Raw genomic sequence first — 15,394 nt, 5'->3', positions numbered from 1 at the left:
CCGTCTGAAAAACAAGAAGGCCGAAACCAAATTTTAAGGAAATAAAATGCCTGCTATTCGTGTAAAAGAAAACGAACCTTTTGAAGTTGCCATGCGCCGTTTCAAACGCGCTGTTGAAAAAACCGGTCTGCTGACCGAACTGCGTGCCCGTGAAGCTTACGAAAAACCGACTACCGAGCGCAAACGCAAAAAAGCCGCTGCGGTTAAACGTCTGCAAAAACGCCTGCGCAGCCAACAACTGCCTCCGAAACTCTACTAATCACACCTTTTTAACAATGTGATTAAGCAATACACCGTAAGGCCTTGTGCCTTGCGGTGTTTTGGCTTCTATATATTCCACAAACACAACCCCGCGAAACCTTTTTACGCTTCTCCACACCAAGAAGCAGCAGCGTCAAACGGATTCATTCAAAACCGCCGCCCCGGTTCAACACCCGGTTGCAGTTTTAAATGGATTCGGCAGCACCAACCGCCGCACACACAAACAGCCGTTTGCCCTAACCTTTACACCCGAAACGCGCAAACAGCTTGTTTTTAAACAAAACAACACCATTGAAGAGTTTGAACACACAAACAAAGTGAGCCAGCCATGAGCCTGAAAGCGCAACTTTCCGAAGACATGAAAACCGCCATGCGCGCCAAAGACAGCGTAACCCTGTCCACCGTGCGCCTCATCAACGCCGCCATCAAGCAGTTTGAAGTGGACGAGCGCACGGAAGCCGACGACGCCAAAGTGATTGCCATCATTACCAAAATGGTGAAACAGCGCAACGACAGCGCCAAAATCTACACCGACGCCGGCCGCACCGATTTGGCGGAGAAAGAAAACGCCGAAACCGAAGTGCTCAAACGCTACCTGCCGCAAATGATGTCGCCCGAAGAAATCCGCAACGCAGTAGAAGCCGCCGTAGCCGAAACAGGCGCATCAAGCATGGGCGATATGGGCAAAGTGATGGGCGTATTGAAAACCAAGCTGGCGGGCAAAGCCGATATGGGCGAAGTGAACAAAGTGCTGAAATCCGTACTCGCCGGCTAACCCCAAACAGGCCGTCTGAAAAAACAATACCGCATCAACCGTTTTTTTCAGACGGCCAAACCCAACACCATGATACCCAGTGAATTTATCGACGAGCTGCTGGCCAAAGTCGATATCGTAGATATTATCGACGAGCATGTGCCGCTGAAAAAAGGCGGCGCCAACTACATGGCCTGCTGCCCGTTTCACAAAGAAAAATCGCCGTCGTTTTCCGTCAGCCCGCAGAAACAGTTTTACCACTGCTTCGGTTGCGGCGCGCACGGTTCTGCCATCGGGTTCATCATGGAATATCAAGGCTTGAGTTTTACCGAAGCCGTGCAGTATTTGGCCGACCGCGTCGGCATGACCGTACCGCGCACCCGCGGTCAGCAGGAAAACCCCGAGCAGCGCGCGCAACGCAAGAAAAAGCAGCAAACGCTGGAAGAAACCACCGAAGCCGCCGCCGCTTTTTATACAGGCCGTCTGAAACAAGACACCCGTGCGCAGCAATATCTCAGCGGGCGCGGTTTGAGTGCCGAAATCATCGAGCATTACGGATTGGGTTACGCGCCCGACAGTTGGCAGCCGCTGGCGCAGATTTTCCAGCCCTACCCCAACACGCCGCTCGTAGAAAGCGGCATGGTTATCGAAAAAGACGGCAAATATTACGACCGCTTCCACGACCGCATCATGTTCCCCATCCGCAACCAGCGCGGACAAGTGATCGGCTTCGGCGGGCGGATACTCGACAAGGGAGAGCCGAAATACCTCAACTCCCCCGAAACGCCGCTGTTCGATAAAGGCCGCAACCTCTACGGCCTGCACGAAGGCCGCGCCGCCATCAAAGACGCAGGGCGCATTTTGGTGGTGGAAGGCTATATGGACGTGGTCGCTTTGGCGCAGTTCGGCATCGGTTACAGCGTCGCCGCGCTGGGTACCGCCACCACCGCCGACCACATCAAACTGCTGATGCGCCAAACCGACAGCATTTATTTCTGCTTCGACGGCGACCGCGCAGGCCGCAAAGCCGCGTGGCGGGCTTTGGAAAACGCCTTACCTCAGCTAAAAGACGACAAATCTCTGCATTTCCTGTTTTTGCCGGAAGAGCACGACCCCGACAGCTACATCCGCGCTTACGGCAAAACACAGTTTGAAGATGCCCTGCTCAACCAAAGCAAGCCCTTGTCGGAATATTTTTGGGAACACCTTTCAGACGGCCTCAACCTAAGCACGCAGGAAGGCAAAGCCGAACTCGTCAAAACCAGCTCGCCCCTGCTGGCACAAATTACCGCGCCCGCTTTAGGCTTTCTGCTGAAACAGCGCTTGAGCAGCTTGGTCGGCATCGATTCCGACGATCTCGCCCGACTGCTGGGCGAAGAAGCCCCCAAACGGCAAGCACGGCAGAAAAATTACAAGCTGCCGAAAGAAACCTTTAAACAACCGCAAATGTCTACATTGGCGGAACGTCAGATACGCAGCCTCTTGATAAATCCCGCATGGGCTTCATATATAGACCTGCCCGAATATCTGACCCTAACCGGCGATTTTGCCTGCCTGGCCAATCTCGCCGAGCTGATCAACAGCCAGCCGGAGCCGCCCACAGGCGCGCGTATTTTGGAGCACATGCGTGGAAGCCCTTATGAAGCCACGATAAACCGGATTTTCCAAAACGCGCTCAACGACCCGGAAGCACTGGAAGGCAACAGCGAAGAAGATTGCGAAAGTTTCCAACTCGGCATGACCAAACTCCTGAACGAGTTGAAAAACGCCCAAATCGAGGCATTGAAAGAAAAAAACCGGCAAACCGGTTTAAACGAAAGTGAAAAAAAACTGCTGCTGGCCTTATTAACGCCGAGCGCACGATAAAACCCGAGGCCGTCTGAAAAACATATACCCCGCTGCAACCGAGTCGTCTTGTACCTACCGCAGAATACCCTAATCATTTGTTTCAGACGGCCGCCAATCCGTTAAACCATTCATCGAGAACATTCTATGTCCACCGAACACAGCAATACACACGACAGCGAATACGAAGAACAAGACGACAACCGTCCGCTCACCCTTGAAGAGCAGCGGGCACGGTTACGCCAGCTCATTATCATGGGTAAAGAGCGAGGCTACATCACCTACTCCGAAATCAACGACGCCCTGCCCGATGATATGTCGGATGCAGAGCAAATCGACAACATCGTCAGCATGATTTCAGGCTTGGGCATCCAAGTGACCGAGCAGGCGCCCGATGCCGAAGAAATGCTGATGAGCGACAACACCGCCGCTATCACCGACGACGACGCCGTAGCCGAAGCCGAAGCCGCCCTGTCCAGCGTTGACAGCGAATTCGGCCGCACCACCGACCCCGTGCGTATGTACATGCGCGAAATGGGTCAGGTCGATCTGCTGACCCGCGAAGACGAAATCATCATCGCCAAAAAAATCGAAAACGCCCTGAAAAACATGGTGCAGGCCATTTCCGCCTGCCCCGGTTCGATTACCGAAATTTTGGAGCTGATCGGGCGCATCCGTGCCGATGAAATCAAAGTCGACGAAGTTGTAGAAGCCATTATTGACCCCAACGAAGTATTGCTCAACGAACTGGGCTTAGGCCATCTGGAAACTGCCGCACCGGCCGACAACAGCGATACCGACGACAGCGACGACAGCGACAACGACAGCGAAGATGACGAAGACGAAAGCAGCCCCGAAGCCATCGCCGCCACCAACTTGGAAGAGCTGAAGCAAAAAGTGCTCGAACATTTTGAACGCATCCAAGAAGATTACGACAAAATGATCGCCGCGCTGACCAAGTACGACAGCCGCCATGAAACCTATTTGGAACACCGCGACGCCATCGCTTCCAAACTGCTCGAAGTACGTTTCGCCACCCGTCAGATTGAAGCCTTGAGCAGCAACTTGCGCGAACGCGTGGAAAACATCCGCAGACTCGAACGCGAAATCCGCGACATCTGCTTGGATCGCGTTCATATGGACAGAGACTATTTCATCAACTACTTCCTGCCCGAAATCACACGCTTGGATTGGGTTGAAGAAGAAGTGGCCAAAGGCAAAGTTTGGAGCAACGCGCTCGACCGCTTCCGCCATGCCATTATCGAGAAACAAACCGCGCTGGCCGACATGGAAACCGAAACCCGCATTTCCATCGAAGAGCTGAAAGAAATCAATAAAAACATGGTGATCAGCGAAAAAGAAACCGCTGCCGCCAAGCAGGAAATGATTCAGGCCAACTTGCGTTTGGTGATTTCGATTGCTAAAAAATACACCAACCGCGGCTTGCAGTTCCTTGATTTGATTCAGGAAGGCAATATCGGTTTGATGAAAGCCGTGGATAAATTCGAATACCGCCGCGGTTATAAATTCTCTACCTATGCTACTTGGTGGATCCGCCAAGCCATTACCCGCTCGATTGCCGACCAAGCGCGCACCATCCGTATTCCGGTTCACATGATTGAAACCATCAACAAAATGAACCGCATTTCGCGCCAATATCTGCAAGAAACCGGCGAAGAACCTGATTCCGCCAAACTGGCCGAACTGATGGAAATGCCCGAAGACAAAATCCGCAAAATCATGAAAATCGCCAAAGAGCCGATTTCCATGGAAACGCCGATCGGTGACGACGACGATTCGCATCTGGGCGATTTCATCGAAGACGTGAACAATGTCGCTCCGGCAGACGCGGCCATGTATTCGAGTCTGCACGAAGTTACCAAAGAAGTGCTGGAAAGCCTGACTCCGCGCGAAGCAAAAGTATTGCGTATGCGCTTCGGTATCGACATGAACACCGACCACACGCTGGAAGAAGTGGGCAAACAGTTCGACGTAACCCGCGAACGTATCCGCCAAATCGAAGCCAAAGCATTGCGCAAACTGCGTCACCCGACCCGCAGCGACCGCTTGAGAAGCTTCTTGGACAGCGAAGAGAACAAGCAGTAAGGTTCGTCATCAAGACTTCTGTATATAAGTTAAAAGGCCGTCTGAATATTTCAGACGGCCTTTTCTTCATTACATTCTTTTCTTTTTCAATACCGATGCGGCTTTAACATCGCCTTGCTCGGCAGCTTTGCTCAACCAATGCTTGGCTTTTGCTTGGTTGCGTTTCACGCCCGTGCCGTTCAAATACATCATGCCGATTTTGAATTGGCTTTCGACTTCGCCTTTTTCTGCGGCTTGTTCGTACCACTCGGCGGCTTTACGATGGTTGCGTTTCACACCTTTTCCGGATTCATATAACGCAGCGAGATTTACCATAGCATTCACTTGGCCGAGTTCCGCAGCTTTTGTATACCACTCAACCGCCATAGCGTAATCGGGGCGCACACCCCAGCCGTTTTCATACAATAAACCCAAATGATAAATGGCGTTCACATGGTTTTGTGCGGCGGCCTTTTCCCACCACTGTTTGGCTTGGGCGTAGTCTGAAGGTCGGCTGATGCCGTCTGAAAACATCATGCCCAATTGGTTTTGCGCATTGGCATCGCCTTGCTCGGCAAGGGCTTTCATGATTTTGTGGGCTTCTTCATATTGGCCTTTGCTGTATGCTTCTTTGGCCTGTTGGTAGGTGCCCGGCTGTACGTTTGCACAGGCGGATAATGCCAGAAAAATTGCGCACGAAGGCGCTGCAAGCCAACGTAAAACTTTCATTATTCTTCCTTTCTAAAGTGAGTGCACGCTGAAAAATGACATTATACTAATAACCATCTACACAACCGTCACTTAATAAACAAACGGCATATTATTCTTACCATAGGTTACTTCAAACGGGTTTTTCCGCTACAATCTACTAAATATCATAAACTTAACAAAAGGAGAGAAGCATGACCCAGCAACCACGCTTGCCGGTGCCCGATCTTGTAGAAACCTGTGCCCGCTACCTCAAACAGGTGCGTCCGCTGCTGAGTGATGAAGAATATAAAAAAACCACGGCTTCCGTGCGCCATTTCCAAAGCCGGATAGGGAAAACATTACAAACACAACTGGAAACATCCGCCGAAAAAGCCGACACCAGCTGGCTACTGGATGCTTGGCTGAAAAGCTATCTCGACGTGCGCACGCCTCTGCCTCTGGCGAGCAATGTAGGCTTTGCCATCCGCACGCACGGTAAAAGTTTGAGCGAATGGGCGGCTGCCATCGCCGCCGTGTGCGCCGACTTCCACCACAACCGCATTCCCGTGCCGCACACTCCGCAAGGCACGCCCGTGTGTATGCAGCAATGGCAGATTTTGCGCGGCGCGGCGCGTACCCCGAAAACCGGCAGCGACGGCTACCGCATCGCCGAAACCACCAGCCGCCACATCGGGGTTTTGCACAACGGCTTCTATTACAGAATCACCGCGCTTGACGATCATTTCGAAGCCTACCACCCCGACACCTTCCAACAGGCGTTCGAGCAGATTTTGGCCGACCACACCGAAAACCCCTACCCTGTCGCCATTCCCTCTTATTTGGGCGGCAACGCCACGGCTCAGGTTTATCGTGCCCTCAACACCAAAGACGACAATGCCGAGCTGATCAACCATCTCGAAACCGATTTGTTTCACATCAGCCTCGACCACATGCCGCTGGCTGCCGACGACGACCTTGCCCGCGCCACGTTTGTGCCGCATCAAAACGTGTGGTGCTACAAGCCGATGACTTTCTGCTACAACAGCGCAACGCAAAGGCTGTTTCTACATTGCGAACACACTTGGGAAGACGGCGGCGCATTAAAAGGCATCGTGGCGCTTGCCGCAGAAAAACTCCATGCCCACCACGGCAAAAAAACGGCACCGGCCATCAGCCGCCACCAATGGACGCTCACGCCCACCCAAAAGAAAAATTGGCCGCAATGGCAGCAACAATACGCCCAACAAGCCGCCAAAATGCGCGTAACCAGCGTAGCCATTCCCTTCAACGGCAACAGCATTCCGAAAGGTGTCAGCCACGACGCCCTGATGCAGTTTTTGCTTCAATACGCCCTGCTCACCACCTACGGCGAAGTGAGAAACACCTATGAAGCGGTGGACGTCAGCCATTTCCGCAACGGCCGCACCGAATGCGTGCGCCCGATTTCGGATGAATCGCTCGCCTTTGTCGGCACGCTGCTGCAAGACCAGCCCGACCAAAGCCTGCTCGATGCCGCCCTTGCCGAACACAAAGCCCGCATCAAAGCCGCCAAGCTGGGGCAAGGCGCCAACCGCCACTTGCTTGGTTTGAAGCTGATGGCGCGGCAAAACGGCAGCCGCCGCGTTCCCGCTGTGTTTAAAGACAAGGCTTATGAAGTTTTCTCGACCGATTTCCTGTCCACTTCCACTTTGGGCGACGACAGCGCCGTCATTAATTTTGCCTTCGCGCCCACTTCCGCCGGAGGTTTGGGCATCAACTACACCTTAACCCAAGACGGCTGGCTCTTCACCGCCAGCTATGTTGAGCAACAAAAACACGAAGTGGCGATTTTCCTCGAAGCCTTAAAACAAGGCGCGGAACGCTTGCTGCCTTTCTTCAACCCGAAAGCCAAAGACAGCCAATAAAGCGTTTTCTTGCCCTTAGAACAGCTTGAGGCCGTCTGAAAAAACCGAACCTTGCTATGAAACACAAGGTTCGGTTTTTTCAGACGGCCTTTATTCATTGTGCGGCCAAGCAAAGAAACGAAAGCGGCTCTAGTCGTTCCGCCATATCCAAATGCCGAAACGGCAACGCCCTTTAATTCGTCAACGCTTTCAGCTGCAAATTCAAGTTTTCAGCTTTCACTTTAAACAGCAAATCAATATTGGGATGCTTGCCGGGGTTGGCTTCGGCATCGGCCACATGTTCGGCAAACAAAGCCAAACCGTGTTCGGCGGCTTCGCGGTTCAACACACCGTTAAATTCCTGTGCCAGCGCGTGATAAAGCTTGAGCGAACCGAGCTTGCCGGGCGCGGCGGGAATGTGGTGGATGGTTTCGCCGTTGCTCAACACATCCAAACCGCTCAGATGGTCGATAGAAGGCAAGGTGGCGAGGTTGTCTTGAAAACTCATGGCAATTCTTTCTTCAAAATACAAAACGGCAAAACACACTTGCCGGATAGGAAACAGGCCGTGCCAGCCTGCCGATAAACCAATGCCGTCTGAAACACTTTTAGCGAAGCCCGCCAAGCCCACTTTCAGACGGCATCAAACGATCTCAACGCAATCAGCGCGTACCGAAAATCTTATCCCCCGCATCGCCCAAGCCGGGGATGATGTAGCCGTGTTCGTTGAGATGGCTGTCGAGCGCGGCGGTGTAAATGGTTACGTCGGGGTGGGCTTCGTTTACCAGCTTCACGCCTTCGGGCGCGGCCACCAGCACTAAGGCTTTGATATTGCGGCAGCCTTTCTGTTTCAGCAAATCAATGGTCGCCACCATAGAGCCGCCGGTTGCCAGCATGGGGTCGATAATCAATGCCGGACGCGAATCCATGCTATCAACAAATTTTTCAAAATAAGAAACCGGCTTGAGCGTTTCCTCATCGCGTTGCAGGCCGACCACGCTGATTTTGGCGGTGGGAATCAAATCCAGCACGCCGTCGAGCATGCCCAATCCGGCGCGCAGAATCGGCACAACCGTCAGCGTTTTGCCTTTGATGCGCTCGCCTTCGATCTGGCCGCACCAGCCGTCGATAATATAGTTTTCCGTCGCAAAATCGCGGGTGGCTTCATAAGCCATCAAACGCGCCAACTCGGTGGTCAGCGTGCGGAATTTAAACGTGCTGCACTCGGCTTCGCGCATCAAGGTGAGTTTGTGTTTGACCAGCGGGTGGTCGATAACGGTAATGTTCATGGTGGCGCTTTCTGCTGTGTCGTTATAGTACGGCGGCTATTATACGGCTTTTCAGAAACGTATTGAAAGAGCGGCCTGCACGCCGCAAAGCCCGCTTCGCCAACGCCCGCCCTTGCCCCAAAAGCGAAAAACCGCAGGTTTTATAACAAAATCATCTTAAATTAAAACCAACCATTCTTTCCCTTTTTCAGACGGCCTCATTAAAGTAAAGCGCATCGAGGCCATCTGAAAAGAACACATCATGTCTATCCAAAACCACCACCTCAACTGGCTTGAAGCCGAATCCGTCTACATCATCCGCGAAGTGATTGCCGAAGCGAAAAACCCCGCGCTGCTGTTTTCCGGCGGCAAAGATTCCGTGGTACTGCTCGCGCTGGCCGTGAAAGCCTTCCAAATCGAAGGCCGGCCGCTCAAGCTGCCGTTCAAACTGCTGCACGTCGATACCGGCCACAATTACCCCGAAGTGATTGCGTTCCGCGACCAAACCGTCGCCCGTACCGGCGTGGAGCTGGTAGTGGGCAGCGTGGAAGATTCCATCAAACGCGGCACGGTGGTTTTGCGCCGCGAAAACGACTCGCGCAACGCCGCCCAAGCCGTTACTCTCGTCGAAACCATTGAAGAACAAGGCTTCGACGCGCTGATGGGCGGCGCGCGGCGCGACGAAGAAAAAGCCCGCGCCAAAGAGCGCATTTTTTCCTTCCGCGACGAATTCGGCCAATGGGATCCGAAAAACCAACGCCCCGAACTCTGGAGCCTCTACAACACCCGCCTCTTCCCCGGCGAAAACATGCGCGTGTTCCCCATTTCCAACTGGACGGAGCTCGACATCTGGCAATACATCGCCCGCGAAAACCTCGCCCTGCCGCCGATTTACTACGCCCACGAGCGCGAAGTGGTGGAACGCGGCGGCCTGCTCGTGCCCGTTACCCCGCTCACACCCAAGCGCGACGGCGAAACCACACAAGTGCGCAGCGTGCGCTTCCGCACCGTCGGCGACATTTCCTGCACCTGCCCCGTAGCCAGCACCGCCGCCACACCGGAAGACATCATCGCCGAAACCGCCGCCGCCACCCTTTCCGAACGCAGCGCCACCCGCATGGACGACCGCGTTTCCGAAGCGGCCATGGAAGAGCGCAAAAAAGCAGGCTATTTCTAAAACGCAGATAACAAGGCCGTCTGAAAACAGTTTTAGCGCAACCCGCATCACTCGTTTTCAGACGGCCTTATATATTGCGCCCCATATCAGGGGCATATTTTACAAACGTTAAGCCCCTTTAACTCCAGCCAAGTGAAAGGGGCTTAATCGTGTGTATTGCTTACTACTCTGTAGATTTAGACAGGTTCTTTAACAGCAAATCCTATCTGCTGCGTATCTACAAAAACGACAATCTAGTAAGAACCGTCAACTTTCCCATTTCAAACCCGCATTTCCCGCAAAGAACCTACCGCATGGCCGATAAATGCGGGCGGGCGGAAGTATCCAAAATCATTGATGCGGAAATGTTGAGATGACGGTTGGGCAAAACAAAAAGGCCGTGGCGGTGGCCGCTGCGGCAGCGGGCGGCTTTGACGCACGCGGCGCGGCGGAACCCGCCGAAGGCTGCCCCCCTAGACTAACAGGGGGGGAGCAACCAAAACCCGATTCCATGAGTGGGGAGCAAAGCCCAAACCCGATTGAATACTTTTCCCACTTCTTAACAGATGGTAAGGGGCGTTTAATCGAAGTTCCCCAAAGGCGCGGTGCGGTAAACGGCGTTTTCTGTGATTGGTTAACCTTTACTTTCCACCAAGACACGCTAATCAGATGTGCAGGCCACCCGCTCGTGAGCGACAAAGAATTTATGTGGGTGTTGAGTGAAAAGCTGGAAGAAATTTTAGGCTTCGGCATTACCCGCAAAGCCAAGTCCAAAGGCAATAAGTTTTACGAAAGTATGTATCTGCTCGGTTCTGAAGATGCCGAATACGGCGCGGTGCATTTCGGCGGCCAAAGGGATACGGTGTTGGTGGAACTGAAAGGATTGGGTTGCAACTTGGCTTCGGCGGGCTGGGAAACGCGCCTTTACCGCTTTATGAAAACCGCCATACGCTGCCGCATTACCCGCTGTGATTTGGCTTTGGATTTTTTCAACGGGGAATACACGCCCGAACAAGCCTTGCTGGACCATGATAACGGCTTTTTCAACAACCACAATATGCAGCCCAAACGTGAGTGTCGCGGTACTGCGTGGCAGAAAGAAGACCAAACGGGCAAAACCCTGTACATCGGCAGAGTCAAAAACGCCCGTTATGTGCGGATATACGAGAAAGGCCGTCAGCTCGGCGATAAAAGCAGCCCGTGGGTGCGCTTTGAGATTCAGTTCAATCACGGCGATATAGAGATACCGTTTGAAATATTGCAGGACTCCGGGGCGTATTTTTCAGGGGCGTTCCCCATCTGCCAAACCTTTAAAAATATGCCTGAAGCCAAACGGATTGCCGTTCGGGAAAAAACCTTAAACATGACGTTTGAGCATAAGGTCAAACACGGTAAAAACGCCGTAGGCGCGTTAGTCCGCTTTATGCGTGATGTCGGCATGGAAGACGGCCAAATCGTGGAAATGCTGATAGCGGAAGACGGCAGATACCCGAAAGGCTTGGAACCTGCCCGCTATGACGTTAACGAACTGTTGGAAGCGCAAAAGTGGGGATTTATCCATAACTCGCCCGAAGCCGAATTGTCGCGGGAAACCGATGAATTTCTCCAATGGAAAGTATCGGGAGGGTACGACCCTTATGAATCACTGTTCGGCTTGGCCGGATATAGGGGAGAAGCCCAGCGCCGAAAAGAAGACGAAGAGTATGAGAAATGGCTTTCCAAACAGCTTTATAACGGTTTGTCAGAATCCAAAAAACTGGAGATAGCCGAAAAAGAAGGCAAAGCCCTAAGCCGCCGCATACAGATAGCAAACTCGCCCTATAAGTTTTCATTGGCCTATTTCATCAACCATCGGCCAAAAGCCGTAAATACCATCAAATCTTTTAACTGTGAAACCCTACCCGAAAGGAAAAACCATGTTTGAGCAAAGCCAAATCACCCAAATCCAAGCCACATTGCTGGGCGCAAAAAAATTCAAAGGCGAAATAGACGGCAATAAGTTGGATACCTGTACCGTTTTAGTCGCCACGCCTATGCCGAGTCAATCAGGCAATGCCGTAGGCTTTACCGCCGCAAATATGAAATTCGGCGAATCACACAATTTCAAACGGCTGGAAAACCTGAAATTCCCGATTGCCGTGATTGCAACCATCGAAATGACATCAACCGGCAAAGGCATGGTGGCCGTTCTGCGTGATTTCCAAGTGCAGCCGCAAAACCCGCCGAAAGGCTAAACCATGACAAAAAAATATGAACAGCGTTTTATTGTTCAGGATTTGGAAAATCACGAGTTTCTTTATCCCGACCCGTTCGGCGATATTGGTTTTACACCAAACCTGAAAGCCGCGGGGCAGTACGAACACTACGAAGACGCATTACAGGCAGGAATGGACGAAATAGGCGGCGATTTCCAAATATTCGCCTTTTACCAAAAAACCGAATAAGCAAAATTCAGGCTCGGCGGGCGGTCTGAAAAACCTTTCACACAGCCCGCATCTATTCCATTAACTCACTTAAAAAAGGAAACATCATGAAAGCAATGAATATTGCTAAAAAATACGGCGCAAAAGCCGCCATTGTCGTATCTGCCCCGCTGGCTCTGGCCACTCAGGCATGGGCTGCCGTACCTGAAGCAGTAACGACCGAACTGGCAACGGCCAAAACCGATGCCATTTCTGTCGGCGGTGTCGTACTGGGTATCATCGTGGCCATCTTCGGTCTAATGATTATCCGCAAAGTATTGCGCTAAGCGGTAAAGAAAGCGGGGCAACCCGCTTTTTAACAACCATAACGGAATAAAAACCATGTCGGCAGTAGAGCTTATTACATCGCAATTGGGCGTAAACATGGCGGATATTAAAGAAATAGGCTATTTGGTTGTTGCCGCCTATGTATCCCTGTTTGCCATTGCCATTATCAAAAGCATTTTTGATTTAAAGAAAAAACGCGAATCGCAGGAAGCCAAAGAGCGTAAAGAAGAAATAAATCTCAAACTGGCCGAAATACGCTTAAGACTGGCTGAAATCAAATTGGCCAAAGAAGAAGCCATATGGGCGGCCGCACAAAAAGAAGAAGAACCCGAATCAGACGAAGAAGTACAACAGCTTGCTGCTGAAGAGTTCGACTTGGAAGAAGAAATTAACGCCATCTTGGCTGAAATGGATGCCCAAGAATGCGGCATGGGGTTTTAAGCATGGGCTATCAAGTCGGAAACACCTGTTACGCAACCAAAGCCGAAGCCGAAAACGCCTATTTCAGCCTTGTTCCCCCAAGCGTTCAGACGGGCGAATTTCACCAACTCCAATGGACGCCCTTAGGCTGGCAGTTCAAAGGCCAAACCGTACAAGCGTATTTGCCCGAATGCAACGTCATAGACAGCTTCAAAGACGGCCAATTAATCGGCTGGTCGGTGTTCTCCATATTGGCGGCGGTATGGGCGGTTAAATTGATGAAGGACAGGCTGCGCTTATGATGGATTTTTATTTTTACTTGGGAGCGGCGATCCCGTTGATGGTGGCGTGGCTGCTGTTCAAGTAATGCAAAGGTATGTTAAATTTCTGCTTTCGCAACTGTAACTATGGTTAGAAAGTAGGATTTAAATGTTTTATATATCTGAAGAAGAATTAAGATTCAAAAAAGATACAAATCCTGAGTATTTTAATGAAAAATTGTGCCGTGTTTTTTTAGTTGAGCTTTTTAAATTAAAAGAACTTTATCCGATTGATGATTTTAAATCGGTTGTCAAAAGTGCATCTCAGTTTTATTTAAATAGAACATATTTAAATGATGTTGTAGTATTTTTTGAAGATTCTTCAATTCTAAAATTTCAGTTTTCTGATAATGGATTTGAATGTGAAGAACATTATGATGGGGAAATTTCAACATCTTTTTATTACGGGCGTTATTCTATTAGGCTTTTCTAATGAAACTGTAGCAAAAATAATTGAGAAAAGTTCAGATCATTTATTAGTTCAAAACAGTGGCGGAAAAGTCATTTATCAAGATATTACTCGTATTGACGGTAAAGAATTTCGTTCAGTTAATTGGGCTAAAACCGAAGAGGCCGAAGCTCGGTATCTTGCAAAGAAAATTAATGAAGTACGTGTCAAACATGCCCCTACTGCGGCAATGTCTTCTGCTAGGGTTCCTGCTGCTATTGTCGGTAGTGTTTCCCGCCAAACCGTCCTAAAAAACCTGCTAACCAAAGCCGTCGCCGGTGGCCGCATTGCCGCCGGTCTCGGCAGCGGTCCCGTCGGCTGGGCATTGACCGCGGCGGCCACTTATGAACTTGTCGCCCCCCTTTTAAAAGGTCATGACTACGTTTGGGATAACGAAATCGGCAATTTCGTAACCACGGCAGACTACATTATCGAAGTTAAGTCTAATGTTGACGGCGAAAACGGCAAACCAGTAGCCGTTTACCGTATCGGCCTTTCGCGCCGCTCTTTTGAATACGGCTATCAAAGTTATAAATCTACATTGGATGCCTTATGCGCCAAAGTTGCCAAAGCCGGTGATGATTATTTGATAAAAAAAGGTCATGAATCGCATAAAACATTAAAAGACTTGGGTTCTGACCAAAACGGCGGCTGCAATGCGATAACACATTGGGGGGAAAGCTCAAGAGGCGGTTGGCAGGTTATTCCCAACAAAAAACAGCCCATTACCCAATCAGAATTTGATGATATTGTCGGCCCTTCTGCCGATAAAAATCCTACCCTTTACGTCAACGCAACCGCCAAAGACGACGGCACCGTACCCGGTGTAACCGTCAGCCCGAACGTAACCGTACCTGATGGCACCGTAGTAACCATAGGTCCGTACACCGATTCAGACGGTCAACCAAAGCAAGTAACAGTAACATTTACTACAAAAAACGGAGAAACAACCGTAAGCGTCAATACAACGCCCCGTCCCGATTTAAGCCCGAACAGCCCGTCCGCCCCGTCGGCGTCGCCGAACACGGGCGGTCAATCCAGCCCGTCAGGCTCGCCCGATTCCAGCGGCCAAACCGCCCCGCAAACCAGCGGCCAAACAGGCAGTCAGACAGGAAGCCAAACGGGCGCGCAAACAGACGGCCAAACGAACAGCCAGAGCAACCCAAAAACAGATGCCGAACCCGATAAAAAGGAAGAAGAAAAGCCGAAAGACGGCGGTTTGCTGTGCAACATTTTCCCTAACATTCTCGCCTGTGCCGAAATGGGGGAAGTGAAAGAAGATGACCCCTTTCAGATTCCGCATATAACAGACGAAACCGCATTTAAGCCCGATTTCTTCCTGCCCGATAACGGCCAATGCCCCGCGCCCCAATCGGTGTCCGTAATGGGCAGGCAATACAGTTTTTCCTACGATTGGCTGTGCCGCTTTGCCGAAATGATAAGGTTTCTAATCATCGGCATAGCGGGCGTATCCGCCGCGTATATCATGTTTTCAGGTCTTAAAAAGGATTAAA

At 51.2% G+C, this 15,394-nt stretch carries 17 protein-coding genes; 14 read left to right on the top strand and 3 right to left on the bottom strand.

Annotation, left to right across the window (positions count from 1 at the left end; genetic code table 11):
• The first annotated feature begins 46 nt into the window (after window positions 1-46).
• From rpsU to rpoD, 4 genes are all read left to right on the top strand, one after another.
• Complete coding sequence (gene rpsU, locus LVJ85_RS04015) at window positions 47-259, top strand: 30S ribosomal protein S21 (RefSeq protein ID WP_054600191.1); 213 nt, start codon at window positions 47-49, stop codon at window positions 257-259.
• 330 nt (window positions 260-589) lie between these two features.
• Entirely contained in the window at window positions 590-1,036 is a 447-nt protein-coding gene (locus LVJ85_RS04010; protein WP_244741648.1) for a GatB/YqeY domain-containing protein, read from the top strand.
• 69 nt (window positions 1,037-1,105) lie between these two features.
• On the top strand, window positions 1,106-2,881 hold the full coding sequence (gene dnaG / locus LVJ85_RS04005) for a DNA primase (RefSeq protein ID WP_244741646.1): 1,776 nt from the start codon (window positions 1,106-1,108) through the stop codon (window positions 2,879-2,881).
• A gap of 126 nt (window positions 2,882-3,007) precedes the next feature.
• On the top strand, window positions 3,008-4,966 hold the full coding sequence (gene rpoD, locus LVJ85_RS04000) for an RNA polymerase sigma factor RpoD (protein ID WP_244741644.1): 1,959 nt from the start codon (window positions 3,008-3,010) through the stop codon (window positions 4,964-4,966).
• 69 nt (window positions 4,967-5,035) lie between these two features.
• On the opposite strand, the gene LVJ85_RS03995 is transcribed toward rpoD, so the two are convergent.
• A complete protein-coding gene (locus LVJ85_RS03995; RefSeq protein ID WP_244741642.1) occupies window positions 5,036-5,674 on the bottom strand; it encodes a tetratricopeptide repeat protein in 639 nt (212 codons plus the stop codon).
• Window positions 5,675-5,847: 173 nt separating this feature from the next.
• Between LVJ85_RS03995 and LVJ85_RS03990 the strand changes: the two genes are divergently transcribed.
• Entirely contained in the window at window positions 5,848-7,539 is a 1,692-nt protein-coding gene (locus LVJ85_RS03990) for a choline/carnitine O-acyltransferase (protein ID WP_244741639.1), read from the top strand.
• A 172-nt stretch (window positions 7,540-7,711) separates the two neighbouring features.
• Here LVJ85_RS03990 and LVJ85_RS03985 read toward each other — a convergent pair whose 3' ends face one another.
• Window positions 7,712-8,026: a DUF2322 family protein gene (locus LVJ85_RS03985; protein WP_244741637.1), complete on the bottom strand. Its 315-nt coding sequence runs from the start codon at window positions 8,024-8,026 to the stop codon at window positions 7,712-7,714.
• A 154-nt stretch (window positions 8,027-8,180) separates the two neighbouring features.
• Window positions 8,181-8,807: a uracil phosphoribosyltransferase gene (gene upp, locus LVJ85_RS03980; RefSeq protein WP_054600184.1), complete on the bottom strand. Its 627-nt coding sequence runs from the start codon at window positions 8,805-8,807 to the stop codon at window positions 8,181-8,183.
• A 241-nt stretch (window positions 8,808-9,048) separates the two neighbouring features.
• On the opposite strand from upp, the gene cysD reads away from it, so the two are divergent.
• From cysD to LVJ85_RS03935, 9 genes are all read left to right on the top strand, one after another.
• Window positions 9,049-9,963 (top strand): sulfate adenylyltransferase subunit CysD, encoded by a 915-nt coding sequence (gene cysD / locus LVJ85_RS03975; protein ID WP_244741634.1) that lies wholly within the window; start codon window positions 9,049-9,051, stop codon window positions 9,961-9,963.
• Between the two features lie 490 nt (window positions 9,964-10,453).
• Window positions 10,454-11,866 (top strand): replication initiation factor domain-containing protein, encoded by a 1,413-nt coding sequence (locus LVJ85_RS03970; protein WP_370686950.1) that lies wholly within the window; start codon window positions 10,454-10,456, stop codon window positions 11,864-11,866.
• A complete protein-coding gene (locus LVJ85_RS03965; RefSeq protein ID WP_244740067.1) occupies window positions 11,859-12,176 on the top strand; it encodes a hypothetical protein in 318 nt (105 codons plus the stop codon). Before LVJ85_RS03970 ends, LVJ85_RS03965 begins: the two co-directional genes overlap by 8 nt.
• Window positions 12,177-12,179: 3 nt before the next feature.
• Window positions 12,180-12,386, top strand: a complete 207-nt coding sequence (locus LVJ85_RS03960) for a hypothetical protein (RefSeq protein ID WP_244740065.1) — start codon at window positions 12,180-12,182, stop codon at window positions 12,384-12,386.
• Between the two features lie 86 nt (window positions 12,387-12,472).
• Window positions 12,473-12,691 (top strand): major capsid protein, encoded by a 219-nt coding sequence (locus tag LVJ85_RS03955; RefSeq protein ID WP_244740064.1) that lies wholly within the window; start codon window positions 12,473-12,475, stop codon window positions 12,689-12,691.
• 55 nt (window positions 12,692-12,746) lie between these two features.
• Window positions 12,747-13,133, top strand: a complete 387-nt coding sequence (locus tag LVJ85_RS03950) for a hypothetical protein (protein WP_244740062.1) — start codon at window positions 12,747-12,749, stop codon at window positions 13,131-13,133.
• A complete protein-coding gene (locus LVJ85_RS03945) occupies window positions 13,115-13,414 on the top strand; it encodes a hypothetical protein (protein ID WP_244740061.1) in 300 nt (99 codons plus the stop codon). The genes LVJ85_RS03950 and LVJ85_RS03945 overlap by 19 nt, the downstream gene beginning before the upstream one ends.
• 127 nt (window positions 13,415-13,541) lie before the next feature.
• Window positions 13,542-13,865 (top strand): hypothetical protein, encoded by a 324-nt coding sequence (locus LVJ85_RS03940; protein WP_244741631.1) that lies wholly within the window; start codon window positions 13,542-13,544, stop codon window positions 13,863-13,865.
• Entirely contained in the window at window positions 13,783-15,393 is a 1,611-nt protein-coding gene (locus LVJ85_RS03935) for an IgG-binding virulence factor TspB family protein (RefSeq protein ID WP_370686931.1), read from the top strand. Before LVJ85_RS03940 ends, LVJ85_RS03935 begins: the two co-directional genes overlap by 83 nt.
• The last annotated feature ends 1 nt before the right edge of the window (window position 15,394 follow it).

The organism is Neisseria sp. Dent CA1/247, assembly GCF_022870825.1.
Lineage (GTDB): Bacteria > Pseudomonadota > Gammaproteobacteria > Burkholderiales > Neisseriaceae > Neisseria > Neisseria zoodegmatis.
This window is presented reverse-complemented; position numbering and strand designations above follow the sequence as displayed.